The organism is Wenzhouxiangella sp. XN201 (genome assembly GCF_011008905.1).
Taxonomy (GTDB): Bacteria; Pseudomonadota; Gammaproteobacteria; order Xanthomonadales; family Wenzhouxiangellaceae; genus Wenzhouxiangella.
In genome coordinates this window covers 101,711-127,961 of record NZ_JAAIVI010000019.1, presented here as the reverse complement: position 1 = coordinate 127,961, position 26,251 = coordinate 101,711, and the positions used below count along the sequence as shown (strand labels likewise).

The window sequence follows — 26,251 nt, the reverse complement described above, 5'->3', positions numbered from 1 at the left end:
GACCATGAGTCTGCCGCGCATGTTGATCGTCAAGACCGGCTCGGCCGTGGCCGAGGCGCGCGAGCGATTCGGTGACTTCGAGCACTGGTTTCACCGCGCGCTGGATCGGGAACGTTACGACATTGACACGCGTACGGTCTGCGAGAATCCCACCCTGCCCGAACCGGATCAACTCGAGGAATACGCCGGTGTGATCGTAACCGGCTCACCCGCGATGGTCTCCCACCGGCACGACTGGTCGGAGCGCACGGGAGAGTGGTTGCGCGCGGTCATCACCAAGGACCGGCTACCGGTGCTCGGGGTGTGTTACGGCCATCAGTTGATCGCCCACGCCCTGGGCGGTCGGGTCGGGCCCAATCCGGATGGCCGGCGCATGGGCACGCGACGCTTCGATGTCGAAGACCCCGGGGATGACCTGCTTTCGGTTCTTTCGCCTTATGCAGCCGTTCACGTCACGCACCTGGAAGTCGTACTTGAACCACCTTCGACGGCATGTGGACTTGGCCGCACCGAGGGTGATCCCCATCATGCGCTTCGCTTCGGCCATCGCAGCTGGGGCGTGCAGTTTCATCCCGAATTCGACGCGGCGATCATGCGATGCTATGTCCAGGCACGTGCCGAACTCCTCGAAGGCGAAGGCATTGACAGCCGTGCCATCGTCGATGCCGTAGAGGAGACTTCGTCGGGAATCCGACTGCTGCGGCGATTCGCCGACCTTTGTGGAGCCACCGGAGACCAGGACCATGGTGAAAGCCGCTGACAAGACCCTTCGCTTTCTCGGCGCCGCCGGTACCGTTACCGGCTCCAAGTTTTTGCTGCGCTGCAAGCGCTCGCATTACCTGATCGATTGCGGTCTGTTCCAGGGCTACAAGAACCTGCGTGAGCGCAACTGGCGGTCCCTGCCGATCAAACCCTCGCAGATCAAGCACGTGATTCTCACCCACGCGCACATCGATCATTCCGGATGGCTGCCGGTGCTTTGCCGGGAAGGCTTTGCCGGCAAGATCCTGGCAACACCGGCCACGCGGGATCTGTGTCGCTACCTGCTGCCTGATAGCGGCTTCATCCAGGAAAAGGATGCCGAGGACGCCAACCGCGGCGGCTGGACAAAACACCGGCCGGCCAGACCCCTGTACACCAAGGCTGAAGCCGAGGCCTCGCTCAAGTATTTCCGGGCGGTTCGATTCCACGAACCCTGGCGCACGGACCACCTGTCATTGCTGTTCCGTCATGCCGGCCACATTCCGGGCGCGGCGACTGCGCAGATCGACCTCGACGGTACGCGCATCGTCTTCAGCGGCGACCTGGGCAACTACAGCAGCGCCACCATGCCCGAGCCCGAGCCCGTTGCCGAAGCCGACTACCTGGTCGTTGAATCCACCTACGGCAACCGAAGTCGCAACCACGAAGACCCCGAGGCCGAAATAGCCCGGGTCGTCAACGACACCGTAGGCCGCGGTGGCACTGTGATCATCCCGGCCTTCGCCGTCGGGCGCACGCAGCTGTTGCTGCATCACCTCAATCGCCTGATCCGCTCGGGCAGCATCCCGACGATCCCCGTCTACCTCGACAGTCCGCTTGCGATCAATGCGACGCAGGTGTTTGCCGACCATCCCGATGATCATCGCCTCAGCGTGGACGAGGCCGAGGCGGCTTGTGCCCTGCCCGAGTACGTGCAAGACGTGGAAGGTTCGAAAGCGCTGGATCGCAACCCGCATCCGAAGATCATCATCGCCGGTAGCGGCATGGCCACCGGCGGACGGGTCATTCACCACCTCAAGGCCTATGTGCCGGATGCTCGCAACACCGTGTTGTTTGCCGGCTACCAGGCCGGCGGTACGCGGGGTGCGAAAATGGTCGCGGGCGAAGAGTCCGTGAAGATCCACGGCCAGTACTGGCCGGTGCGTGCCCGGGTCGAGAATCTCGACATGCTTTCGGCCCACGCCGATGCCGACGAGATCATGCGCTGGCTTGCAGGCTTTCGACGACCGCCGCGGAAGACCTTCATCGTTCACGGAGAACCCGATGCTGCCGACGCGATGCGCCTGCGCATCCAGGAAGAACTCGGGTGGGACTGCGAAGTGCCCGACGATGGATCGGAACACGAATTGGCATGAGCCACCCATCGGACGCGCCCGAGGGCAATAACCTCCTGGCTCGTCGTCTGGGGCTGGACACGCATGATCAGCTGGTGGTGATCACACACCGGGACTGTCCGGTCTGCCGCTCGGAAGGTTTTTCCGCCCATACCCGGGTACGGCTCAAGAACGGTCGCCGATCCATCATCGCCACCCTTTATCAGGTCGACTCGGGGCTGCTTGACCCGTACGAAATCGGACTATCGGAATCCGCCTGGAAGCATCTGGAGGTTGCCGAGGGCGATCCGATTCACATCAATCACCCGCAGCCGATCGTTTCGCTCAGCGCCGTTCGCGGTCGCATGTATGGAAAACGGCTGGATCGGGCTCAGATGCATGCGGCCATCAATGACATCGCCGCCGGGCGTTATGCCGACGTGCACCTGGCCATGTTCCTGACCAGCATGGTCGCCCGCGACCCCGATGACGACGAGCTCAGCGACATGATTGCCGCGATGGTCGCCGCCGGCGAACGTCTGGAATGGTCGCGCGAGATCATTGTCGACAAGCACTGCGTCGGCGGCCTGCCCGGCAATCGCACCACGCCGCTGGTGGTCGCCATCGTGGCCGAGCACGGACTGTGGATGCCCAAGACTTCCTCGCGGGCGATTACCTCCCCGGCCGGAACCGCCGACACAGTCGAGACCATGACCCGCGTTGACCTCGACATCGAAACGCTTCGAGCCGTGGTCGAAGAGCACGGCGGCTGCATGGCCTGGGGTGGCGCCATGCGACTCAGCCCGGTCGACGACACATTGATCCGAGTCGAGCGTTTGATGGATATCGACGCGGAAGGCCAGATGGTCGCCTCCGTGTTGTCGAAGAAGGTGGCGGCCGGGTCCACCCACCTGGTGCTCGATGTCCCCATCGGCGAGACCGCAAAGGTACGTTCCCGTCACGATGCCGAGCAGCTGTCAGCCCGCATCGAGCGCATCGCCAAACGCTTCGGCATGGTCGTGAAAGTGATGGTCACCGACGGCAGCCAGCCGATTGGTCGTGGAATGGGGCCGGCCCTGGAAGCACGCGATGTCATGGCGGTGCTCGACAATGCGCCGGATCAGCCGCACGACCTGCGCGATCGCGCCGTGCTCCTGGCCGGCGCCTTGCTTGAACTGGCCGGCGCGGTCGAAGCGGGTCAGGGTGCGGCAAGCGCGGAGGCGGCGCTTGCCGACGGCCGGGCGCGGCGCAAGTTCGAGGCCATTTGCCGGGCCCAGGGCGCCTGGCTCACGCCGCCGGAAGCCACATATCGGGAAGACATGATTGCGGCCGGTTCCGGTGTCGTCACCCGCTTCGATAACCGGCGCCTGGCCCAGGTCGCCAAACTGGCGGGTGCGCCCGGCGCACCGGCGGCCGGCCTGGCCCTGCATGTCCGCCTCGGCGATCGGGTCGAAAAGGGTCAGGCGCTTTACTGCATTCACGCCGAGTCACGCGGCGAGCTCAACTATGCGCGCGAGTTTGCCGCGACCAACGGCATCATTCAAATCGATGCGGAGAAAAAATGAGTGCCGGGTCGAAGATCGCTATTGCCAGCTTGCCGGGTGCCGGCGAGCTGGCCGCGTCGCTGGCCAATCACCTCGGGCTCGGCCGGGTCGAACTCGAACACCGGCGCTTCCCCGACGGCGAAAGCTATTTGCGCTTTCACGACACGGTCGACGGCGCCGACTTGCTGTTGGTCGCCCGCCTGGACCGGCCCGACGAGCGTGTGCCGGCGCTGCTGTTCGCCGCCGATCTGGCCCGTGACCTTGGCGCCGCCCGTGTCGGCCTGGTCTGCCCCTACTTGCCCTACATGCGCCAGGATCAGCGTTTCAAGCCGGGCGAGGCGCTGACCTCGCGAACATTCGCCTGCTGGCTTTCGGCACACTTCGACTGGCTGGTGACGGTCGATCCGCACCTGCACCGCTATGCCGGCCTCGACGAGATCTATTCGATACCTTCGCAGGTGGTTGGCGCCGCGCCGGCCCTGGCCGACTGGATCGCCGATCAGGTGCCCGATCCGGTGCTGATCGGCCCGGACGGGGAAAGCGAGCAGTGGGTTTCGGCCGTCGCCGGCCATCGCGACCTGCCCTGGCGCGTATTCTCCAAGGTGCGCCGCGGTGATCGAGACGTGTCCCTGACCGATCCGGATTTGAGCGGTTTGAGTCACCGGACTCCGGTGCTGGTCGATGACATCATCTCATCGGGAACGACACTGATCGAGGCTGCCAGCCGGATCGTGGAAGCGGGGCTTCGCCGTCCGGTCGCCGTGGGCGTTCACGGTCTGTTTGCGGACGAGGCACGGACAGCGCTGGCTGCTGCCGAGATTGAGCGGGTGGTCTGTACCAATACCGTCGCTGCGCCGGAAGCGGCCATCGACATCGCCCCGCTGCTGGGCGGGGCGATCAAAGACGACTTCATCCGTCGCTAGCTTGGCGTTAGATCAGGCCCAAGAGGCTCGCCAAAACGACCAGAATCAGCGCCGGCGTGACCACGCGCACCAGCCACAACCAGGCGGTAAAGGCCCAGTCGGGCATCTTCTTGTCGAGTTCTTCGTGGGTGATCTTGCTCGAAAGCACCCAGCCGGCGAAGACCGCGATCAGCATGCCGCCGAGCGGCATCATGATGTTGTTGGCGGTGTGCTCGATGGCGCTCATGATGTCGCGCCCGCCGATCGACACGTGCGACCAGACATTGAAGGAGAACACCGACGCCATGCCGGCCAGCCAGGCCAGCAGGCCGACGACCAGGGCGGCTGCCTTGCGCCCGAGGTTGGTGCGCTCGACCAGGTAGGCCGTACCGGGCTCGAGCAGGGAAATCGAACTGGTCCAGGCAGCCACCGACAGCAGCAGGAAGAACATCATGCCGTAGAGCGTGCCGAAGGGCATCTCGTTGAAGGCCAGCGGCAGGGAAGTAAAGATCAGTCCCGGGCCACCGCCGGCCGGGTCAATACCGAAGGAGAGCACGACCGGGAAAATCGCCAGACCGGCGACCAGGGCCACAACCGTGTCGGCGGCGGCCACCGTGATACCCACGCGCGGAATGCTGACCCCGGCAGGCAGGTAGGCACCGTAGGTCATGATCGCGCACATGCCCAGGCTGAGGGTAAAGAAAGCCTGACCCATGGCGGTCACGATCATGGACCCCGAGACCTGCGACCAGTCGGGGCTGAACAGGAAGCCGACCGCCTCGATGAAATGACCAGTGCTCATCCCGTAGCCGAGCAGGATCAGCAACAAAGCCAGCAGGACCGGCATGAGGATACTGACCGCGCGCTCCAGACCACGCTCCACGCCGAAGGCCACGACGCCGAGGGTCATGCCCATGAAGATCGCGTGCCACATGGTCAGTTCGGCCGGATTGCCCAGCAGGCCTTCGAAGGTCGCCTGGGGATTGGAAATGGCCGCGCCACCGAAAAGCTGCTTGAGATAAAGGAATCCGTAGTGCAGGGTCCAGCCGGCCACGACCGAATAGAACGACAGCACCAGAAAGCCGGCGATGATGCCCATCCAGCCGATGCCGGTCCAGGCTCGGCTGGCGCCGGCGTCATCGGACAACTCCTTGAGCGAGTTGATCGGGCTCATGCGACCGCGGCGGCCGATGACGATCTCCGAGAACATCACCGGCAAGCCGACCACGGCGATACAGGCCAGGTAGATCAGGACGAAGGCACCGCCGCCGTTGTCGGAGGTCACATACGGAAAGCGCCAGATATTGCCCAGGCCGACAGCCGAGCCGGTGGCGGCCAGGATGAAGGCCAGCCGTGACGACCACATGCCGTGAATGGAAGTGGTTTTCATTGGTTCAGGTCCCCGAAGATTTCGTTGTCCTCACAAGCGGGCAATTGTGCGCCAAGGTCCTTTTGGGTGCAAACCTGGAGGAACTGGCGTCTTGGATCGAAGGATTTACTGTCCGCTTGCTCGGAGGCGTGATCTCGCGCCGAAGGACAAGTCGTACGAGCGCCCCGCCTGCCCCCGGCCGCGTCCACCTACAGCCTTCAAGGCGATCACCAAACCAGGAGCATCATGCGGCAGAATGAGGGCTCATGAATCCCGTTCTCGTCATCGAAGACCTGCATTTCGCCTGGCCCGGCCAGGACGAGGCGGTACTGGATATCGAACGGTTTTCGATCGCACCGCGGGAGAAAGTGTTTCTGCACGGCCCCAGCGGGTCGGGCAAGTCGACCCTGCTGGCGGCAATCGGGGCGCTGGTGATTGCGCAGGCCGGACGAATCGAATTGTGTGGCCAGGACCTGTCGGCCCTGTCGCGCGGCGGTCGGGATCGGTTCCGGGCTGACCATCTCGGTGTGATTTTCCAGCAGTTCAACCTGTTGCCCTGGCTGGACGTGATCTCAAACGTCACGTTGCCCTGCCGCTTCTCGAAAGCGCGTGCCCACCGCGCTGGCGCTGTGGAAAGAGAGGCCGCCCGGCTGCTCGAAGGCATGGGGCTGGAGGCCTCGCTGTGGCATCGCCGCGCCGACCAGCTCAGCGTCGGCCAGCAACAACGGGTGGCCGCGGCCCGCGCCCTGATCGGCCAACCCGAACTGATCCTGGCCGATGAACCGACGTCGGCACTGGACGCCGACCGGCGCGATCGCTTTCTGGCCCTGTTGTTTGCCCGGACCGAGGAAGCCGGCAGCGCCCTGTTGTTCGTCAGTCACGATCGCGATCTGGCTGCGCGCTTCGACCGCGTTCTGGACCTGGCCGAGATCAACCGAGCGGACATGCCGGCATGACCCTGTTGCGCCTGGCCTGGCACTCCCTGCTCAACCGCCGCGTGACGGTAGTGCTCACGATCTTTACCATCGCCCTGTCGATCGCGCTGCTGGTGATGGTCGAGCAACTGCGCCAGGATGTGCGCGAAGGCTTCTACCGCTCGGTCTCCGGAACCGACTTGATCGTCGGAGCACGGACCGCACCCGTGCAGCTGTTGCTCAATACGGTTTTCGGCATCGGCACGCCGGGCAACAATATTTCCCACGACACGCTCGAGCACATCGAAGACCAGCGTATGGTCGAGTGGACGATCCCGCTGCTGATCGGCGACAGCCATCGTGGCGAGCGGGTTATCGGGACGACGCAGGATTTCTTCGAACACTACCGCTACGCCGATCGCCAGTCGCTCGAACTGGCCGCCGGCGAAACTTTTCGGGATCTGTTCGACGTGGTCATCGGTCACCAGGTGGCGCGGCGCTTCGGCTACTCGGTCGGCGACGAGCTGCACCTGGCGCACGGCGGCGGTAATGTCAGCCTGCACGAGCACGATGACCACCCGTTTACCGTTCGCGGGGTGCTCGAGCCGACCGGCACGCCGGTCGACCGCAACCTCTACATTCCGGTCAACGCCTACGGGGTGATCCACGTCGGCTGGGAATCGGGCGTTCATCGACCCGGCTCGGGTCTGGATGCCGAACAGGCGCGCGAACAGGCGCACGAGCACATGCCCGATGAGATTTCCGCCGTGCTGGTCGGCCTGACGACGCCCGCGGCGGTGTTCGGCTTGCAGCGCGATCTCAACGAATACGAAGCCGAAGCCATATCGGCGGTGATGCCCGGCATCACGCTGCAGCAGTTGTGGCGTCTGACCGGCGTGGCCGAGCTGGTGCTGCGCGCTGTCGCCGTGCTGGTGGTCATCACCGGCCTGCTCGGCATGGTCACCGTCTTGCTGACCACGCTCAACGAGCGCCGGCGCGAGATGGCCATCCTGCGCGCAAACGGCGCGCGCGCCTGGCAGATTGCCGCCCTGCTCGTGTTCGAGGCCGGCCTGATCGTGGCCGCCGGCCTGCTGCTGGGCATCGGCCTGGCCGCGGCAGCAATCGTCGCGCTGGGCCCCTGGCTGCTCGACGTATTCGGCCTGGCGGTGGGCGTGACCCTGCCCGAGCCCTGGCAATGGGCGGTACTGGGCGGTATTTTCGTGGCCGGCTTGCTGGTGGCCCTCGTTCCGGCGATCATGGCTTATCGCCGCACCCTGGCCGACGGCATGCAGGTCCGGCTTTGAACCCTGCGGCCGGACCGGCTGTCCCTTGTATCAGTGAACTCGAATCAAGCAACGGGAACTTCATGAAGCACAAGCTCATCAAGGTCGGAGCGGTTATTGGCCTGCTCCTGGCCGGTACGATATCGGCCAACGACGTGCGTGAGGTCGAGTGGATGGACCTGATGCCCGATGAAGAACGGACGGCCTGGGAAGATGCCTCCGAGAATGTCGATCATTCCGGTTATGCCTCGGCCGAAGAGTTTCAGTCCTGGGAAACCGTGGGCGAACTCGACGGGAAGCGGATCCGGATTCCCGGCTTCGTGGTGCCGATCGAGACCGACGGCGAAGGCCGGCTCGAGACTTTCTTCCTGGTGCCCTACTTCGGCGCCTGCATCCACGTCCCGCCGCCGCCGGCCAATCAGATCATCTACGGCCGTCTCAAAGAACCCATCGAAATGGTCAATATCTGGGATGCCTTCTACATGGAAGGCACGCTCAACATCGAGGAAGTCTCCAACGAAACCGCCGACTCCGCCTACACCATGGCAGTCGAAGCCTTGAAGCCATACTCCGGATAGCTGTTGGTGGTGGTATGGCCTCACGCCAAGGCGCAAAGACGCCAAGGACGCCAAGAAGAGTTGGAAAGATTGATGACACAATCCCTTCTTCAAACTAGTTATTCGATTTTCCTTCGCGTCCTTGGCGCCTTAGCGCCTTGGCGTGAACCCAAACAGCACCACGACAAGAACGAGGGCAACACAATGAATAGACTGCTTCTCACCCTACTGCTCCTCCTCCCCACCCTGGCCCTTGCCCAGCGCGACAACGGCGATGACGAACGCAAGGTTCTGTCGGCTGAAGTGCTGTGGGAGCTCGACCGCATTGGTTCGCCGGTGATCTCGCCGGAGGGCGACTGGGTGGTCGCGCCGGTCACCGATTACGACGTCGAGGAAGACAAGGGCGAGACCCGGCTGTGGCTGTTCGCCGCCGACGGTTCGCTCGAGCGACCGCTGACCGTCGAGGGCCAGGACGCCTCCAGCCCGGTTTTCTCTCCCGATGGTGACCGCCTGGCGTTCGTCGCCAAGCGTGGCGAAGACGAAGCCGGGCAGATCTACGTGCTTCGGATGGACGGCCCCGGCGAAGCCCAGCGCCTGAGCGAAGTACCCACAGGAGCCGGCAGCCTCAAGTGGGTCGGTAATCACATCTATTTCGTCTCTAGTGTCTGGCCGGATCTGGGCTGGAAGGAGATGGAAGAAAAGCTGAAGGAAGAGAAGGAATCGAAGGTGTCCGCTCACCAGTGGAACGCCCTGCCGTACTCGTCCTGGGACCGCTGGATCGACGAGGAGCGCCAAAACCATCTTTTCCGCATCCCCGCCGACGGTGGTGATATCGAGCCGTTGACCCAGCCGCTGGGCTGGCAGCTTTCGCGATCGGGCGCCGGCGCTGGCAGCTACGACGTGCATCCGGACGAATCGCATATCGCCTTCGTCGCCGATCGCAAGCGTGACGGCATCAAGCCGGACTACGACGTGTTCCTGGCCGAGATCGGTGCCGGGGAAGCAAGCAACCTGACCGAAAACAACGAGGCCGGTGACTCCACGCCGATGTTCAGCCCCGATGGCGAAACCCTGGCCTATCTGCAGCAGGATATCGTTGGCTTCTACGGCGATACGCAAGACATCGTGCTGGTCGATCTCGACTCGATGGCGCAGCGCAACATCACCGAAAGCTGGGATCGCTCGGCTTCGGGCCTGGTCTGGGCGCCGGATGCCAGCGGCTTCTACGGCTCGATCGAGGACGAGGGCACGGTGCGCGTGTTCTTCATCGGTACGCAGGGACGCCAGCCCCGGCCCGTCACGGAACAAACCAGCTACGGCGACCTGGCGATTGCCGAGGACGGTACCCTGGTCGGCACCAACCAGAGCTATCTCTACCCGCCGCGCCTGGTCCGCATCGACACCGACAGCGGCGAGTCGAGTCGCTTGAGCCGGATCAACGAGGAACTGCTGGCCGAGGTCGACACGGGTAGCTATGAGTCGGTGACCTACACCGGTCACGACGGTGCCGAGATCCAGATGTGGGTCAACTATCCGCCGGGCTTCGACGAGAGCAAGGAGTATCCGCTGTTCCTGCTCATTCACGGTGGCCCGCACGGTTCGATCAACGATACCTTCCACTTCCGCTGGAATGCCCAGACCTTCGCCTCCTGGGGCTACGTCACCGCCTGGCACAACTTCCACGGGTCCTCGGGCTTCGGCCAGGACTTCGTCGATTTCATCAATCCGGACTGGATTACCGCGCCCTACGAGGACACCATCGCCGCGGCGGACTGGTTCGAGGATCAGGACTGGATCGACGAAGATCGGATGGTGGCCGGTGGTGGCAGTTACGGTGGCTACCTGTCGTCGATCCTGCTCGGCAAGGACCATCCCTTCAATGCCCTGATGATTCACGCGCCGGTCTACAACATGTATTCGCAGATGGCCGCCGACTTTGCCGTGCACGCGTCGCGTTTCGGCAACTTCTGGGAGATGCCGGAGATCTATCAGGAAATCTCGCCGCACTACTACGCCGAGCACTTCGATACGCCGGCGCTGATCATTCACGGCCAGCAGGACTTGCGCGTTCCGGTCGGTCAGGCTTTCGAGCTGTTCCGAACCCTGCAGAGCAAGGATATCGAGTCGCGCCTGATCTACTTCCCCGATGAGAACCACTGGGTACTCAAGCCCAACAACTCGTTGTACTGGTACGACGAGGTACGCAAGTGGTTCGCGGACTTTGCCGAACCGGGCGGTAAGTGATGAACACCATTGCAACCACGGAAGGCACGGAACTCACGGAACAGCAGAATGCTTGCGTGCTCATACGTGTGTTCCGTGGTTCCTTGTTGATGCTGATCGCGCTGCTGCCATGGTCGGCCATGGCAGCGGTCGACGTGGCTGAACTGGATGTGGCCGCCATCCAGGCGGGTTACGAGCGGGGAGATTTCACGGCGCAGGAAGTTACCGCCGCCTACCTCGAACGCATCGAGGCGCTCGATCGATCGGGGCCGAAGTTGAACGCGGTTCGTTACGTGAACGAAAAGGCACTGGAGCGCGCCGTCGAGCTTGATCGCGAACGGGCTGAGGGGAAGGTGCGTGGACCGTTGCACGGGATTCCGGTGCTGATCAAGGACAATATCAACACCGCGGACATGCCGACCACCGCCGGCAGCATCTGGCTCGAGGGTGTCATTCCGCCGAAGGACGCCTTCATCGTCGAACGACTGCACGAAGCCGGCGCCATCGTCCTGGGCAAGACCAACCTGAGCGAGTGGGCCAATTTTCACTCCAGCACTTCGTCGAGCGGCTGGAGTCGGCTCGGTGGTCAGGTGAACAACCCGTACGACACCCGGCGCAATCCCTGTGGTTCGAGTTCGGGCTCGGGTGTGGCGGCTGCGGCCAGCCTGGCGACTCTCACGATTGGCACCGAGACCAATGGCTCCATCGTCTGCCCATCGAATGCCAACGGCATCGTCGGACTCAAGCCCACGGTCGGACTGTGGAGCCGCAGCGGCATTATTCCGATTTCTCACACCACCGACAGCGCGGGTCCGATGACGCGCACGGTACGCGATGCGGCGCTGCTGCTCGGTGCGCTGGCGGCCGAGGATGCGGCCGACGACAAGACCTTGGGCGATGAAGTGCAGCGCCATGACGATTACACACGGTTTCTGGACGTCGATGCATTGAAGGGCAAGCGCCTCGGCTTGTGGACGGGCCCGACGGAGCAGAATCACCGGGTCGAGGCCTTGACGCGCCAGGCCGTCGAAGCCCTTGAAGCGGCAGGTGCGGAGATCATCGAAATCGAAACCATCGTCGAGGAAAGCATCGACGGCGATGCCTTCAACGTGTTGCTCCACGAGTTCCATCACGGCATGGATGCCTATCTCGCCGCCCTGGGCGAGCGCGCCCCCTTCGAAACCTACAAGGCCCTGGTCGAGGCCGTCCGCAAGGACCCGGAAGCCACCGCACGCTTCAATCGCTCCATCTTATTCGAGGCCGCCGAGCGCGACGATATCGAAAGCGAGGAATACCTCGACGCCCTGTCACGCATGCTGCAGCAAAGTCGCGAGAAGGGTATCGATCGGGTGCTGGCCGAACACGAACTGGACGCCATCATCGCACCCACCGGTTCGCCCGCCTGGCTGACCGACTTGATACTCGGCGACAATTTCCAGCTGGCCAGTTCCTCGCCCTCGGCGCGAGCCGGCTATCCGATCATCACCGTGCCGATGGGTCGGATCGAGGGGCTGCCCGTGGGCTTGTCGTTCTTCGCTTCGGCCTGGAGTGAGCCGACGTTGCTAGGCCTGGCTTATGCCTATGAGCAGGCCAGCAGGCATCGCGTGCCGCCGGAGTTGTGATGCAGAAACCCTATGGAACCACGGAAAACACGGAAGGGCACGGAGAAAGACCTACTGAAAAATGGTGAGAGTAGACTCCAGACTTTGATGTTCAAGACGGGCCGCATGTGGTCGGGAGTCCACACCAAATTCTTTTCAATTTCCGTGTTTTCCGTGACTTCCGTGGTTAGTTGATTTTGCAGGCTAATGCCTCAGCGCTCGATCGAGGTCGGCCCAGAGATCGTCCACCCCTTCGATGCCCACCGACAATCGCATCAGACGATCATCGATGCCGAGCGCCTCGCGCTTTTCGGCTGTGAGCTTGGCATGACTGGTCTTCGATGGCTGCGATACGGTCGATTCCACCCCGCCCAGGCTGACAGCCGGGCGAATCAGTTCGAGCCGATCGAGAAAGCCGTCCGGGTCGATTGAATCGTCCAGGCTGAAGCTGAGCATGCCGCCGAAGCGGCTCATCTGCCGGGCGGCAACTTCGTGACCCGGATGCCCGGCCAGGCCGGGATAGCGCACTTCCTTGATGCGGGAATCACGGTCCAGTCGACCGGCCAGTTCGGCCGCATTCTCCGAGGCCCGCTCTACCCGCACGGCCAGGGTCTTGATCGAGCGCTCCAGCACAGCCAGGTCCTGGCCGTTGAGCGTGGCGCCCAGGCGAACGATGTTGGGGTGGATCCGGTCGATCAGTTCGCACGAGCCGGCGAGGGCGCCGCAGAGAAGGTCCGAATGGCCGCCCAGATACTTGGTGGCCGAGTGCATCACCAGGTCGAAACCGTGTTCGATCGGGCGCTGCAGGATCGGTGTGGCAAAGGTGTTGTCGATAAAACTCACGACGCCGCGTTCGCGTGCGATCGAAGCCGTCCAAGCCAGGTCGACGATCGACAGCAACGGGTTGGTGGGAGACTCGACCATCAGTAGCCGCGTGTGTTCTTCGAACAGGCCGGCCAGCGCATCCGGCTCGCCGTTCCACGTAGTGAATCGCATGCCCATCGGCTCGAGCAGGCCTTCGATGAGGTCGGTCGTGCCGCCGTAGAGCCCGTCGAGAATCACGGCATGGTCGCCAGGCTGGATCAGGCTCAGGAACACGGCGCTGATCGCGCCCATGCCTGAGGCGGTGACGCGGGCGGCCTCGGCTCCCTCGAGTGCCGCGATCTTGCCGGCGGCGACCTCGTGGTTGAGCGCGTTGACGTAACGCGGGTAGCGCACGCCTTCCTGGCGATAGTCGAAGGCGGTGCTGGTCACGATCGGGGTATTGAGCCCGAAGCGGCTATCGCCATGCTGCTCGCCGGCATGGACGCAGGCGGTGTCAATCGAGGATGTGCGGGTCATGGTGTCGAACGACTGGGGTTGCCGGCACTATAGCCAGGGGAGGAAACGAACGGGCTGGGGTACGGTGCTTAAGCACCGTACCCTCGAGTGCTGCTTACTTCCCGCCGCGCAGGGCCATGATGAGACCGACGACCAGCGCCGCACCGCCACCGAGCAGATACCAGGTGGTCTCGTCGGTAAAGCGGCCGGTGAAGGTCTCGTGCATTTCTTCCGTGAACGAGCCGGTGGCCTGCAGGCCGAAGAACAACAGTCCGCCGCCGATGATGATGAGGACGATGCCAATGATCCGATTCGTGCTCATGGGTTACTCCCTGTGATCCTGGAGGCTCTGAGCATAGTCCCGCAGTGCCTCGCTGTACAGTGCGCGGCAATCCTCGGCAACGTCAGTACTTGACGGTACAGCCGTACGGACGCGTGGTTGTCTGCGAAACTTCCTCGCCGGCCGCCAGTTCCTCGAGCGCGACCACCACGTACTGCGTGGCATCGGGGATATCGTCCTGGTCGGCGCTGGGAATGGAGTCGATGCCGCCCATGTAGCGCAGGATGCCGTCTTCGTCGATGATGTACATATGCGGCGTCACGCGGGCGTCGTAGGCGCGGCCCATGTCGCCGGACTCGTCGATCAGAACGGCGTCGGGATAGGCATCGCGCGATTCGGTCAGCTGGTCGGCCTTTTCGGGGCTGACGTGGCCCTGGGAGCCGGGCTTCGATGAGATAACGCTCAGCCAGACCACGTCGTGCTCGTCGCGCGCAATACGCTGCTGCTCCTGCATGTTGCCGGCCCCGTAGTGCTTGGCCACGAAGGGGCATTCATGGTTGGTCCACTCGAGTATCACCTTCTCGCCCGCATAGTCCGACAGCGAGTGCACGTTGCCCTGGGTGTCGACCACGCTGAAGTCAGGAGCAGGCTCGCCGATCTGCGGTGCGGCGACGACCGCGGCGGAGGCCAGCAGCACCAGGGCTGCGGTGAACAACTGGATGCTTCGATGGAACATGTAACTTTCTCCTGATTGGTGGAAAAGTAGATTTCATAGCGCTTCGATGGCGTTGATGACCAGGCCGGGGCTCAGCACCTGCGGCAACACCCTGGGCTCCCCGCCGTCGTGCGGGTACAGCACGTAAAGCGGCACGCCGTTGCGATCGAATTCTGACAGATAGTCGGTGATGGTCTCGTTGCGCCGGGTCCAGTCGCCCTTCATGTAGACCACATCGTTCGTCTCGAGTGCCTGGCGTACGGCATCGGTGCTTAGCGCCACGCCCTCGTTGACCAGGCAAGTCACGCACCAGTCGGCGGTCATGTTGACCAGCACCGCGCGCTCGGGATCGTTGCGCAGTTCGGCCAGCCGTTCCGGCGAATAATCCTCCCACCAGGCGTTCTCCACAGTCTCGGGCGATTCCTGCAGGCGAACACCGGCGCCCAGGGCCGCCACTGAGGCCACCAGGCCGAGTGCAACGGCTGTGTGGCGGATGCTGGCCATGGTGGTCGAGCCGGCGCGCCGACCGCCGAGCCAGAGCACGAAGGCCAGTACAACCAGTCCGGTGAGCACGGCAGCCAGGCCATTGGCACCGACCTGTCGGCCCAACACCCACAGCAGCCAGACTACGGCCAGGTAGAGCGGGAAGGCCATCAATTGCTTGAAGGTTTCCATCCAGGGGCCAGGTTTCGGCAGCCTTCTCGCCAGGCCTGGCGAGAAACTCAGCACCAGCATCGGCAGGGCCAGACCGAAGCCGAGCGCGAGAAAGACGGTCATGGCCAGGGGCCAGGGCATCAACACGGCCGCACCCAATGCGGCTCCCATGAACGGTGCGGTGCAGGGGCTGGCCACGATGCAGGCCAGAACGCCGGTAAAGAAAGATCCGGAAACGCCCGAGCGCTCGGTCAATTCCTGCCCGGCACCCATCAGGCGGTTGCCGAAACTGAAAACGCCCGACAGCGACAGGCCCAGAGCGAACAGTACGTAGACGAGCACGCCAACCACCCAGGGCGACTGCAGCTGGAAGCCCCAGCCGATGGCCTCGCCGCCGGCGCGCAGAGCCAGTAGCGCGCCGGCGAGCACGGCAAAGCTCAGTACCACGCCGGCGGTGTAGGCCAGTCCATGGGCGCGCTGATCGTGCCCGGCACCGGCCACGAAACTCATCGCCTTGATCGAAAGAACCGGGAACACGCAGGGCATCAGGTTGAGCAGCACGCCGCCGGCCAATGCCAGCAGCAGCGCCAGGCTCAAGCCGATTGGCGGTTCGGTACCGGACGACACGGCCGCGCCAGTGCTCTGCAGTGAATCGGCCTCGGCGCTCACCTCGAAGGCCCGGCCGGATTGCTGATCGACGAACACCACCGGCATGGATTCCGGCACCTCGGCCAGGTAGGGCGACAAGGGCTGGCCGGCCTGCAGTACGCCCTCCGCCTGGGCCGTTTCCGCCGGCTGGGCGTGGTCCACCATGTTCTCGGCGCCGACAAAAACCGCCCAATCGTCCGACGCCGGCAGCGCTCCGGACGCCACCTGAATCGCAAGCTGCCCGCCGCTGGTATCGAAGCGTGCCGGCCAGTCCACGATCTCGGGTCGGCGCTGGTCGGCCCAGGCGAAAAGCTCGGCGACGGCATCGTTCGGATCGGGTGGCTCGGCGCGAACCGGCAGGGTCATCGACAGTTCGGCTTCGCCGGGAATGCAGATTTCCTCGCACACCAGCCATTCCGCGGCCAGGGAGACGGGGAATTCACCTCCCGCTTCGAGCGATGGCGGTGGAGTGATGGTGACCGGCAGGAGGTGTTCCCCGCTGTAGCCGTAATTGACCAGGTGGCCCAGGGGTACGCGTTCGGGATAGGGCCAGTGAATGCCAGAGGCGCGAGCGCCCCCCGGCAGCGTCCATTCCATCTCGGTCGCGAGTCCCGAGTCGCCGGGGTTCTTCCAGTAGGTATGCCAGTGTGCATCGGGCAGCATGCGCAGGCCGACCCGGAACGGCTCGCCGGGCTGGACGTGCGTGACCTCGCTGACCAGCTCGACCTCGATATGCGGTTGCTGCACCGGCCCCGGTTGGGCCCAGGCCACGGCGGAAAGCGCCAACAGCAGCAGGACGCTCAACGGGCGGGAAATGCAGTGGTTGTTCATGACCGGCGATGATGCCATCGAAGGGTGGACCGGATGTGGACTCCTTATCGCTGACAACGTGGACAGAAAAAAGTGCTGCGCTGGCCGACCACTTCCCGCCGAACGGGCTCGCCGCAGCCGGGGCAGGAATCACCTTCGCGCCCGTAGACATTCAATGATTGGCCGAAATAGCCGGGCGTACCGTCGCCCACGGTGAAGTCCCTGAGCGAGGTGCCGCCCAGTTCGATCGCGTCAGCCAGGGTGCGACGGATGGTGCCGGCCAGAAGCTGGTAGCGCGCCAGGCTGATCCGTCCCGCCGGCCGGCGCGGGTGGATGCCGGCGGCGTACAGGGCCTCGGAGGCATAGATGTTGCCCACGCCGACGACCGTCTTGGCGTCCATGATGAACAGCTTGACGGACGCCTTGCGGCCACGGCTGAGACGCCACAGCCGCTCGCCGTCGAATTCATCGCCGAGTGGTTCGGGACCCAGCGTGGCCAGGCGCGGATGCTCGAGCGGATCCTCCCCGCCCCACAACAGGGCGCCGAAACGGCGCGGATCGGTAAAGCGGATCAAGTGGCCTCCTTCGATCTGCAGGTCGACATGATCGTGCGCACCCGGCGCGGGCGGATCTTCCCAGCCGCGAAACGAGCCCGACATGCCCAGGTGCCACAACAACGAACCGGACTCCAGTCGCCAGATCAGCCACTTGGCGCGCCGTTCCAGCGCCGTGATCGTCTGCCCGGTGATGGCGTTGACCTCGGCAGGAACGGGCCAGCGCAACCGGCGCTGCCGGATCGCCACCTGGGCGATCTGTCGCCCCTCGACCAAGGGACTCAGGCCGCGGCGTGTGGTCTCGACTTCCGGCAACTCGGGCATGGGCCTATTATGATGGCAGCAGGCTCACAACTGTTTGCGAAGGAGGTTCGACATGTCGATCGAACTCGTCCGGGGCAATATCGCGAACCAGCCCGATCTGGATGCCGTGGTCAACGCTGCCAACGCGCAATTGATGCCCGGCGGCGGCGTGGCCGGCGCCTTGCACAGCGCCGCCGGCCCGCAGCTGGCCGAGGCCTGTCGGCCGATGGCGCCGATTCATCCCGGCGAGGCGGTCATCACCGAAGCCTTCGACCTGCCCAACCGCTGGGTCATTCACGTCCTCGGCCCGCGCTATGGACTTGATGAGCCGGCCGCCCGCCTGTTGGCCGACGGCTACCGCAATGCCTTACGCCTGGCCGAGGAAAACGACATCAAGTCGATCGGGTTTCCGGCGCTGTCGGCCGGGGCCTTCGGTTATCCGCTGGAAGAGGCGGCGCGGATTGCATTTGAGACGGTGAGTGCGCACGCGCCCTCCGACTTGCTCGTTCGTTTTGTTTTGTTTGATCAGCGGGCGCTTGAAGTTTTTCAGCGATTGGCGGAGTGATGGTCACTCCTGGCTGCCGCTAGGATGTGCGTTGCTGCCGCCGCGGCTGGCGGCTTCGACAAGTCAAAGGCGGTTTCGCCCGGCTTGCTTCGCAAGCTCTTTGGGCGAGTAACTTTTGTCAGTCGCGACAAAAGTCACCAAAAACGCTCTTAGAAGACGCGGGTGTTCCGCAGGACCAGATATCTCCCGGGCTTAACGGAGATACCGCTTTTGCCTTCGCGATGGCTCGGTCGTGAAACATGGTGTCTTCGATAAGGCCTGGGCGTAGCCCGCACGCAGATTGCACGGCCTCGATCGGGGCTGGCTTCGGTTGAGGATGGGACAGCGGTCGGGGTGGAACGCCATTCGAAGTCGTAGTGCCAGATGCGGGCCGCGCCAAGCGTAATCGTGAGCCAGCATGTTCCTCAGCCGGGCCAGAGCAATGCCCCAGTCACAGTCCGTGAAGCCGCTCCGCGGCGAGGTTTTCGAGGCGTAACCGCCTGCTTTTAAGCGCGTTTTTTGGTGACTTTTTTCGCGCGGGAAAAAAGTTACCCGCCATCAGCCTGCGAAGCAGGCGGGCGGAACCGCCTTTGAAGTGTCGAGGCCACCACGGCGACCCGTGGCATTAGCCAACCCTGTGGCAGTGACCATGATGAACCCCCGCAATCAGCCCGCGACGCGGGCACCCTGGCGCCCCTGCGCCAAAAAAGAAAAGGCCCGGCGGTGCCGGGCCTTTCTCAGAGTACAGGGACGCGCCTCGCGTCACTCCCCGACGCCGGTCAACTCCGTGTTGTATTCACCACCACCCATCTGGGCCGGCAGTTCGCCCTGCACGCGCAAGACCTTGCGAGGGGTCTCGGTGGTGACCCACAGGGTCATGTCGCCGCCTTCGCCATCCAGCGCCTCGAGACTCACCTTCCAGGCCTCGTATTCTCCGGCCGGGACTTCGACGGTCTCGCGCCCGGTCACTTCCAGGACGAAGTAGCGCACCCGCTGCTGCATGCCGACTTCGGCGACGCGGATCGGGGTGCGATAGCCTGCTTCCAGAGGCAGACCCATGATGGCCGCTTCGAGCGCGGAATCACTGCCGTAGACTGGCGCGTCGAGTTCGATGTTGATCGGGATCTCCTGGCCGGCGCTGATTCGGCCGGTGACTTCCCGATCGCTGTACTCGACCTCGATCGTTGCCGGGCCCTGCGAGAGTGTGCGGCTGATCGGCCTGAGCGTGCGCGCGTCGATCACCATCCGGTCGCTGGCCTCGCCCATCGGCGAAGTGGCGTTCGAGACGATTTCGATTACCGGGCCGGCTTCCTGCTCGGCTTTTGCAAGCGTACGCGTCGTCTCCATGCGAATGGCGTTGCCCTGGACATTCAGTTCGGTCACGTACTCGAGCGTGCCCAGGGCGATGGCGTCGGGGTCGGGCGTCGGCAGTGGGAGGGTGCGCGCCGCGTCGAGTTCATCGGCTTGTTCCGGCAGCTCGACGCTGTCGACATCGACCGTGATCTCGGCGAGTCGCGTGGCGACTTCGTCTTCCCTGCTTTCCTGCTCGCGGCCGCCCAGATGGGTGGCCAGAAAATCTTCGATGCGCGCCATCATCGCCAGACGGTTGGTGCGGCCGCGGAAGCCGTGCCCCTCGTCGGGCGCGACGATGTATTCCACCGGCAAGCCGGCCTCGCGCATGGCGACCACGATCTGGTCGGCTTCAGCCTGCTTGACGCGCGGGTCGTTGGCGCCCTGAATGACCAGTAGCGGTGCGGCGATCTTGTCGACGTGGTTGAGCGGCGACTGGCGCTCGAGCTGCTCACGCCCCTCTTCGGTGCTGGCATCACCCATGCGCAGGTCGAATATCTTTCGGATCGGGCCCCAGTAGGGCGGGATCGAGTTGATCAGCGTGATCAGGTTGGACGGGCCGACGATGTCGACGCCGCAGGTGTACAACTCGGGGGTGAAGGTCATGCCGGCAAGGGTGGCGTAGCCGCCGTAGGACCCGCCCATGATGCATACCCGCTCGGGGTCGACCAGGCCTTTGTCGACGAGGTGCCTGACGCCATCGGTGATGTCGTCTTGCATGGCATCGCCCCACTCGTTGTTGCCGGCGTTGAGGAAGGCTTTGCCGTAGCCGGTCGAACCGCGGAAGTTGGGTTGCAACACGGCATAGCCGCGGTTGGCCAGGAACTGCGCCAGGGAGTTGTAGCCCCAGGTATCGCGTGCCCAGGGGCCGCCGTGGATCAGTGCCACCAGGGCCAGATTGTCGCCTTCTACGCCCTTGGGGGTGGTCAGGTAGGCGGGAATCTCCAGACCGTCGCGGGCTTCATAGCGGATCGGCTGCATTTCGGCCATGTGCTCGACCGGCAGCTCCGGGCGCGAACGGTAAAGCTCGCTGACTTCCATCTCTTCCCAGTTGAACAGGTAGACGGTACCCGGATCGACGTCGCGCGAGAGGCTGACAAGTGCCAGCGAGTCGTCGGCGGTCAGCGATCGCAGGCCGATTTCTCCTTCGGGCAACTGCTCGCGCAGGAAGGCCAGCGCCTGTTCGAACCTTTCGTCCTTGGGATAAATGCGTGGCTTGTCGCCGACGTAGGCCGTGGCGAGCAGTTCGTCGGTGGCGTTGGAGTAAATGGCGCCGCTGAAGTCGACTTCGCCCTCGGGGTCGCGCTCTACGAATTCCATTTCCCCGGTTTCCGCGTCCATCAGGTAGAGACCGACGAGGTCATTGTCCTCGCCCTTGTTGGTCTGGAACCAGACGCGCTTGTTGTCCGAGTGGAAACGGTTCGGGCCGCAGGTTTCCTGCCAGGAGCAGGTGTAGAGCGTCTCTCCCACCTCGCCGTCGCTTACGCGCAGAGTCTCCGTGCCGCCATCCTCGGTCTGACGAACCGCCAGGCGGACGTTGCCTTCCAGGCCCACGACCCAGCCGGCGATGTTCTGGTTGTTCTCGATCAGCAGCTCGCGCTCGCCCGACTCGATATCGACGCGGTACACGTCGTGCAGGGCCGGATCACGGTCATTGAGGCCGACGATGATCTGGCCTGGCGTCGACTTGGGGACCGAGTAGATCTGGGCGCGTACACCGTCCAGGTCGGTCAGGTTGCGTGCTGGCGGCACGGCGCTGTCTTCGGCCGGCTCGGCGTCCGCGTCCACCGCCCAGGCGTGGAAGTTTTCGTCGCCGCCCTTGTCCTGGGCATAGAGCACGTACTCGCTGTCACGGCTCCAGAAGTAACCGGGTACCGGGCGCTCGTCGTCGGTCAGGGGCCGGGCGTTGTCGAAATCCTCGTCGATGCCCTTGATCCAGATGTTGCGCACGCCCTCATAGGGCCGCATGAAGGTCACGAACTTGCCGTCGGGCGAGATCTGCGCGCCGGAAATCTCGGGGTCGCCGAAGAACAACTGGCGATCGAGCAGTGGCGGCAACTCATCGAGATAAGCGAGGGGCTTGGTGGTTTCGGCGGCGGTGGCGGTCAGCGCCACGAGCGCGACCACACCGGCCAGACCGTGGACCAGCAGACGGGGCTTGATCATGTGATGCTCCTTAAGCCTTGGGGATCATGCGAACCATTGGGGGACATTCACCCTATACCCGGGGGGTCGGCCCGCCAATAGCCCATTGGTCACGACTTGTTCGCTGGCGCGCGACTTTGCCGGCACCCCGGACGGGTTCGAAGGCAATGACTGCGTCGACGAACCTCGTTCAGTCCTCATCCGGCTCGAACGACTGCATGTAGGGATTGCTGTCGTTCGAACGGATCTGTATGAAATCGTAACCGGTGGCCTGATGGCAGGCGTTGCAGGCCTCGATCAGGCCGTCGTAGCGTTCGCCGACGCGTTCGTGCTCCCGTGCCTCGACGGCCTGCTCGAAAGCCTCGAAGGCGGGTGCCAGCATGGCTTTGGTCAGCTCGCCGACCCGGATATCGTGATACTGGTCGATCGATTCAGCGGCCTCGATCGACTCTTCGAGTTCATGGGCGTAGAAATCGACCAGTTCGGGGTTCTTCGCCGCCACCGACAGGCCGAGCTTGTGCATGAACCGCTGCATGTCGCCCATCGTGCCGATCATGTCGGGTTCATCTCCTGCGTGGGCCAGGGGCAGAACGATGGCCAGGCTGAAAGCCAGGGTGAGGGCAAGCGGTGACTTCATGTCGGGTCTCCCAAAATAGCGCAGGCGCCATGATGGCAATGGGGTGCCAGAATCGCAAGCTGCGGGTCAGGCCGGCTCGAGCGTCCAGCGCGGCTGCTCCTCGCTGTCACTGACCAGCAGGCAGTCCACGCCCGGGACCGCGCGATCTTTATCCGACCCGTCGAGGGCCAGGAGGGTCAGCGGTGCAAGTTTCAGGGCCCGTTCCCGGATCGCTACGTCTTCGGCCCGGATTTCCAGGCCGACGGCATCGAGCCTCAGCTTCTTGAGGAAGTCGAACATCGAATCCTCGGCGGCATCTTCGGGCAGGTTGACCACCAGCAAATCGTCGCTGATGGCATGCGCACCCTCGCGAAACAGGCACACGGAGTGATGGCCCGGCTTGAGCAGCAGTCTCGGCAGCCGGGTAATGAGATTGCGCGCCGCGCCGGCATTCGGGCTGCGCACGCCGATCACGGCCCGACCCTGGGCCGTTTTCTCGCGCAGGGCGGCCAGGATGGAGGCTGCCGGCAGCTCGACCAGGGTCTGGGCCTTCTCACGGGCCGGTTCGAACAGCAGGTCGTGGCCGCCGGGTCCCGACAGGCTGGTCACCGTGATCGCCGCTGGTGACTGGTCGGGGCGGACGCTGGCCCGCCACTGGCGGCGGCCGTGCGCCGGCAGGATCTGCGACGGCGGCGGTGACAACAGGCGGTCGAGAAACCCGAGCCAGTTGTGCACCAGCCAGTGGCGCTCGATCCGGCCTTCGCGATCGATCCAGCCGGTGACCTGGTTATGGCGAACAGTCAGGCCCCAGCGCGGCGCACTCGGCGAGGTTGCCAGCGTCCAGAAGCCCTCGATCGAGAGGATCTGTTCGGAACGGCGGCGCACCGGCTCGAGTTTGTAGACGCGGCGAATGGCTTCGCGCAGCAGCGGGCCGGAGCACAAGGCGAGTTTGACCGACAATCCGGTGCGCCGGGCGAGATCGTCGGCCAGCCCGGCCTTGAGCGGGGAGTCGACGACCAGCGTCAACCAGCCGTCGTCGAGTTCGACCGGAATGGCGTTGTGGCGCTCGGCCCAGGTGGGCGGCACCCGTCCGGCCACGTCCGGATGAATTTCGTCGGGCTGCGGCACGACGTAGGGCAGGCTGGCCTGGGCGGCCAGGCTGAAATCGAGATCCTCCTGCTCGACGATGCCCAGATCCACCAGCGCCTGGCCGAAATAGCCACCCTGCAGGCGCTGGTGCTCCAGCGCGCGCTCGATGTCTGCCTCGGTGATCCGGCCCAGTTCGAGCAAAACGCTGCCGATGTTTCGATTGCTGGTTGCTTCGCTCATTCTCATGCCCGGGTAGCGTGCTTACCCGGCCAACATAGCAGGAACCGCCACATTCGAAAACTCACCGCAGAGTTGTTCAGGGGCGCCCCGGAGCGGCCGGTTTGCTAGACTCGCTCGATCCGGACCGGGAGAGGGAACCATGATCGACATGCCGATGGCGGTGCTGACCGTGCTGGTTGGGGTGGCCGCCCTGTTCTTCTACCTTGAACAGAAATCCGGCTGGAAGGTATTCAACTATTTTCCGCCGCTCTTGTTCATCTATGCCACGCCGGTGGTGCTCAACAACGTCGGCTTCATTCCCTCGGATTCTCCTGTCTATGCCGGTCTGGGTGACTATGCCCTGCCCGTGTTCATCGCGCTGATGCTGTTCAACGTCAATGTGCCGTCCGCGGTGCGCATCATGGGCAAGGGCGTGCTGGTGATGCTGATGGGTACGGTCGGCGTGGTCGTCGGCGGCGTCGTCTCCTACGCCATTGTCCATGGCGGCCTCGATCCGGAAGCCTGGAAAGGCTACGGGGCGCTGGCTGGCAGCTGGATCGGCGGCACCGGCAACATGGCCGGCGTGGCCGGCGCACTGGAGACGCCGCCGGAGATGCTCGGCCTGGCCGTTTTGGCCGACAACCTGGTCTACGTCGTTTGGCTGCCCATCCTGCTCGGTTCCAAGGCTTTCGCCGATCGTTTCAACCGCTGGGCCAAGGTGCCGGAAGAACGCATCGAACGCATGGAAACGGCGGCCGCTCAGGACGCTCGCAAGGAAGTCGTTCCGCGCATGCAAGACTATCTGTATCTGCTGTTCTGGGCCTTCCTGGTGGCCACTGCCGCAAAAGTGATCGCGCCGCTACTGCCAGAAGTTAGCGAGGTGCTGACCACCTCGACCTGGTCCGTGCTGCTGGTCACCACGTTCGCGCTGGCGCTGTCGGCCACCCCGGTACGCGGCGTGCCCGGCTCCCATGCCCTGGCCATGGCGATCATCTACGTCTTCGTCGCCGGCATGGGCGCACGCGCCTCGCTGGCCGGATTCGACCAGGCCCCATTGTTCGTGCTTGGTGCCTACATCTGGATCTTCATCCACGGCGCCTTTTGCCTGTTCGGCGCCTGGCTGTTCCGCGTCGACGTGCACTCGGCCGCGATCGCCTCGGCCGCCAATATCGGCGGGGCCGCCTCGGCGCCCGTGGTCGCCGCCTACCATCGCGAGGCCCTGGTGCCGGTGGCCATCCTGATGGCCCTGATCGGCTATGCCCTGGGCAATTACCTGGCCATTCTCACGGCCCAACTTTGCCAGTGGATTGGCACTTGAAATCCGGGGCCTGCTGACCCTGTCGCAGCCAGGCGACAGGAGCCGGGTTGGGCCGCGCAGGGCAGGCGGCAGGGCGTGTGTCGGGAGTCCGGCGAGTTGGCTGTGCAGGTGTGTCGCTCACAGACGACAGGTTCGCTAGGCATAACCTGTTGCCAACCGCCCCGTAGTGCCTGACGGCGGGATTGGCATGCACTTTGCTTGATGGTGGGTGAAGCAGCCGATTCGAGTCATTCGGCGGCTGCCCTGGCCCAAAGCAACAAGGAGAGGACGATGAATTGCAGGAAGACAACGACCACCTTGACCGTTCTCATCGCCACCCTGTCCCTGTCGTTCACGGCGCTGGCCGGTGATGACAAGGATATGCACAAGCTGAGCGAAGAACAGAAAGAACTGCTCACTCAGCTGGATACTAACGGGGATGGCGTCATCAGTGAGCAGGAGGCGTTGCGGCACCCTGAACTTGCCCAGCGTTTCCGCCAGCTCGATCGCAACAGTGATCAGATTCTCGAGAAGGCGGAATTCGCCCGTTTCGAGGTCAGGGAAATCGAAGACGAGAACCCGGACTATCCGCAAGATATGCACTAAACGATTCGGGTTCGCCAGGGAGCCTTTGATGGTTACCCTGAAACCAAGACGCACAAAACTGGAGCCGGCCGGACTTCGGCCGGCTCCTTGCATGCGTCAAGCCCTAGCGGCTGCCAGCGATACCGGCCTGGGGTGTTTGGCAGTGGCTGAGTGTCAGCCGGGGTGGGTCGAATGAAAACCCGAAGGGCGCCGCCGGTCGAAGCGCGCTCAGTCCGAGAATATTGCGTGTCTTGCCCGGAAAGACGGCGGCGCGCACATCGCTGAGCAGGCACCGTTCACCGACCATCAGCGACTTGATGTTGTACAACGGCACGATCTGCGTCGAGCCGTCGGCGAGCGTGCCCTCGAGATCCTTCAGGTACTCGACCTGCCGGGCATCAACCAGCTGCGCGAGCAGGCTTTCATTGATGGCGGTATAACTCGAACCGGTATCGATCAGGAACGGCTCGCGTGCGGTACCGATGGCCTGGACACTTACGTAGAAGGTGGATGCGCCGCGATCCGTCATGGGCACGTCGATGGGTGAATCTGATGCGGCGCTCAGGCCGGGTGCCGCCAGTAACAGCAGCGCATATAAGTAATTGTGCAAGGTGAATTTCTTTCCCGTGCGGCGCTGCCGCTCTGTTGAGGGCC

The 26,251-nt window shown here is 64.0% G+C and carries 22 protein-coding genes; 12 read left to right on the top strand and 10 right to left on the bottom strand.

Annotated features, from left to right (window positions below; translation table 11 throughout):
- The first annotated feature begins 4 nt into the window (after positions 1–4).
- Genes G4Y73_RS09415 through G4Y73_RS09400 form a run of 4 tightly spaced genes read left to right on the top strand, consistent with a single transcriptional unit; the run spans position 5 to position 4,542 of the window.
- Positions 5–760 (top strand): glutamine amidotransferase, encoded by a 756-nt coding sequence (locus tag G4Y73_RS09415; RefSeq protein WP_164231379.1) that lies wholly within the window; start codon positions 5–7, stop codon positions 758–760.
- Entirely contained in the window at positions 744–2,117 is a 1,374-nt protein-coding gene (locus G4Y73_RS09410) for an MBL fold metallo-hydrolase (RefSeq protein WP_164231378.1), read from the top strand. The genes G4Y73_RS09415 and G4Y73_RS09410 overlap by 17 nt, the downstream gene beginning before the upstream one ends.
- Positions 2,114–3,640 (top strand): thymidine phosphorylase family protein, encoded by a 1,527-nt coding sequence (locus G4Y73_RS09405; protein ID WP_164231377.1) that lies wholly within the window; start codon positions 2,114–2,116, stop codon positions 3,638–3,640. Before G4Y73_RS09410 ends, G4Y73_RS09405 begins: the two co-directional genes overlap by 4 nt.
- A complete protein-coding gene (locus tag G4Y73_RS09400) occupies positions 3,637–4,542 on the top strand; it encodes a ribose-phosphate diphosphokinase (protein ID WP_164231376.1) in 906 nt (301 codons plus the stop codon). The genes G4Y73_RS09405 and G4Y73_RS09400 overlap by 4 nt, the downstream gene beginning before the upstream one ends.
- A 7-nt stretch (positions 4,543–4,549) precedes the next feature.
- Here the strand turns inward: G4Y73_RS09400 and G4Y73_RS09395 are convergent, their stop codons facing one another.
- The gene (locus G4Y73_RS09395) at positions 4,550–5,911 is read right to left on the bottom strand and encodes a sodium-dependent transporter (protein WP_164231375.1); all 1,362 of its coding nucleotides are present in this window, start codon (positions 5,909–5,911) and stop codon (positions 4,550–4,552) included.
- A 245-nt stretch (positions 5,912–6,156) separates the two neighbouring features.
- Between G4Y73_RS09395 and G4Y73_RS09390 the strand changes: the two genes are divergently transcribed.
- The 5 genes from G4Y73_RS09390 (at position 6,157) to G4Y73_RS09370 (ending at position 12,489) form a co-directional block, all read left to right on the top strand.
- Positions 6,157–6,846: an ABC transporter ATP-binding protein gene (locus tag G4Y73_RS09390; protein WP_164231374.1), complete on the top strand. Its 690-nt coding sequence runs from the start codon at positions 6,157–6,159 to the stop codon at positions 6,844–6,846.
- Positions 6,843–8,108 (top strand): ABC transporter permease, encoded by a 1,266-nt coding sequence (locus G4Y73_RS09385; protein WP_164231373.1) that lies wholly within the window; start codon positions 6,843–6,845, stop codon positions 8,106–8,108. Before G4Y73_RS09390 ends, G4Y73_RS09385 begins: the two co-directional genes overlap by 4 nt.
- A 62-nt stretch (positions 8,109–8,170) precedes the next feature.
- Positions 8,171–8,665, top strand: a complete 495-nt coding sequence (locus G4Y73_RS09380; protein ID WP_164231372.1) for a DUF3299 domain-containing protein — start codon at positions 8,171–8,173, stop codon at positions 8,663–8,665.
- 183 nt (positions 8,666–8,848) lie between these two features.
- On the top strand, positions 8,849–10,888 hold the full coding sequence (locus G4Y73_RS09375) for a S9 family peptidase (protein ID WP_164231371.1): 2,040 nt from the start codon (positions 8,849–8,851) through the stop codon (positions 10,886–10,888).
- Entirely contained in the window at positions 10,888–12,489 is a 1,602-nt protein-coding gene (locus tag G4Y73_RS09370; protein WP_205596585.1) for an amidase, read from the top strand. The genes G4Y73_RS09375 and G4Y73_RS09370 overlap by 1 nt, the downstream gene beginning before the upstream one ends.
- Before the next feature lie 183 nt (positions 12,490–12,672).
- On the opposite strand, the gene G4Y73_RS09365 is transcribed toward G4Y73_RS09370, so the two are convergent.
- The 5 genes from G4Y73_RS09365 to mutM all read right to left on the bottom strand — a co-directional run bounded on the left by G4Y73_RS09365 (position 12,673) and on the right by mutM (position 17,773).
- On the bottom strand, positions 12,673–13,809 hold the full coding sequence (locus tag G4Y73_RS09365; RefSeq protein WP_164231370.1) for an aminotransferase class I/II-fold pyridoxal phosphate-dependent enzyme: 1,137 nt from the start codon (positions 13,807–13,809) through the stop codon (positions 12,673–12,675).
- A gap of 94 nt (positions 13,810–13,903) precedes the next feature.
- Positions 13,904–14,110 carry a DUF3185 family protein gene (locus G4Y73_RS09360; protein WP_164231369.1) on the bottom strand — a complete coding sequence of 69 codons (207 nt, stop codon included), beginning with the start codon at positions 14,108–14,110 and terminating at the stop codon, positions 13,904–13,906.
- A gap of 82 nt (positions 14,111–14,192) precedes the next feature.
- Positions 14,193–14,804: a thioredoxin family protein gene (locus tag G4Y73_RS09355; protein ID WP_164231368.1), complete on the bottom strand. Its 612-nt coding sequence runs from the start codon at positions 14,802–14,804 to the stop codon at positions 14,193–14,195.
- Positions 14,805–14,837: 33 nt separating this feature from the next.
- Positions 14,838–16,916, bottom strand: coding sequence for a protein-disulfide reductase DsbD domain-containing protein (locus G4Y73_RS09350; RefSeq protein ID WP_164231367.1), 2,079 nt, complete (start codon positions 16,914–16,916; stop codon positions 14,838–14,840).
- Between the two features lie 44 nt (positions 16,917–16,960).
- On the bottom strand, positions 16,961–17,773 hold the full coding sequence (mutM, locus tag G4Y73_RS09345; protein WP_164231366.1) for a bifunctional DNA-formamidopyrimidine glycosylase/DNA-(apurinic or apyrimidinic site) lyase: 813 nt from the start codon (positions 17,771–17,773) through the stop codon (positions 16,961–16,963).
- A 52-nt stretch (positions 17,774–17,825) separates the two neighbouring features.
- On the opposite strand from mutM, the gene G4Y73_RS09340 reads away from it, so the two are divergent.
- Entirely contained in the window at positions 17,826–18,317 is a 492-nt protein-coding gene (locus tag G4Y73_RS09340) for a macro domain-containing protein (RefSeq protein ID WP_205596584.1), read from the top strand.
- A 741-nt stretch (positions 18,318–19,058) separates the two neighbouring features.
- On the opposite strand, the gene G4Y73_RS09335 is transcribed toward G4Y73_RS09340, so the two are convergent.
- The 3 genes from G4Y73_RS09335 to G4Y73_RS09325 form a co-directional block, all read right to left on the bottom strand.
- A complete protein-coding gene (locus tag G4Y73_RS09335) occupies positions 19,059–21,812 on the bottom strand; it encodes an alpha/beta fold hydrolase (protein ID WP_164231364.1) in 2,754 nt (917 codons plus the stop codon).
- A gap of 169 nt (positions 21,813–21,981) precedes the next feature.
- Positions 21,982–22,428, bottom strand: a complete 447-nt coding sequence (locus tag G4Y73_RS09330; RefSeq protein WP_164231363.1) for a hypothetical protein — start codon at positions 22,426–22,428, stop codon at positions 21,982–21,984.
- Positions 22,429–22,494: 66 nt separating this feature from the next.
- On the bottom strand, positions 22,495–23,736 hold the full coding sequence (locus tag G4Y73_RS09325) for a hypothetical protein (protein ID WP_164231362.1): 1,242 nt from the start codon (positions 23,734–23,736) through the stop codon (positions 22,495–22,497).
- A 139-nt stretch (positions 23,737–23,875) separates the two neighbouring features.
- Here G4Y73_RS09325 and G4Y73_RS09320 point away from each other — a divergent pair, with 139 nt between their 5' ends.
- Together G4Y73_RS09320 and G4Y73_RS09315 are read left to right on the top strand one after the other, a co-directional pair.
- Positions 23,876–25,033 carry a DUF819 family protein gene (locus G4Y73_RS09320; RefSeq protein ID WP_164231361.1) on the top strand — a complete coding sequence of 386 codons (1,158 nt, stop codon included), beginning with the start codon at positions 23,876–23,878 and terminating at the stop codon, positions 25,031–25,033.
- A gap of 201 nt (positions 25,034–25,234) precedes the next feature.
- Positions 25,235–25,618, top strand: coding sequence for a hypothetical protein (locus G4Y73_RS09315; RefSeq protein WP_164231360.1), 384 nt, complete (start codon positions 25,235–25,237; stop codon positions 25,616–25,618).
- 103 nt (positions 25,619–25,721) lie between these two features.
- Here the strand turns inward: G4Y73_RS09315 and G4Y73_RS09310 are convergent, their stop codons facing one another.
- On the bottom strand, positions 25,722–26,207 hold the full coding sequence (locus G4Y73_RS09310) for a retropepsin-like aspartic protease (RefSeq protein WP_240451269.1): 486 nt from the start codon (positions 26,205–26,207) through the stop codon (positions 25,722–25,724).
- Positions 26,208–26,251 lie beyond the last annotated feature (44 nt).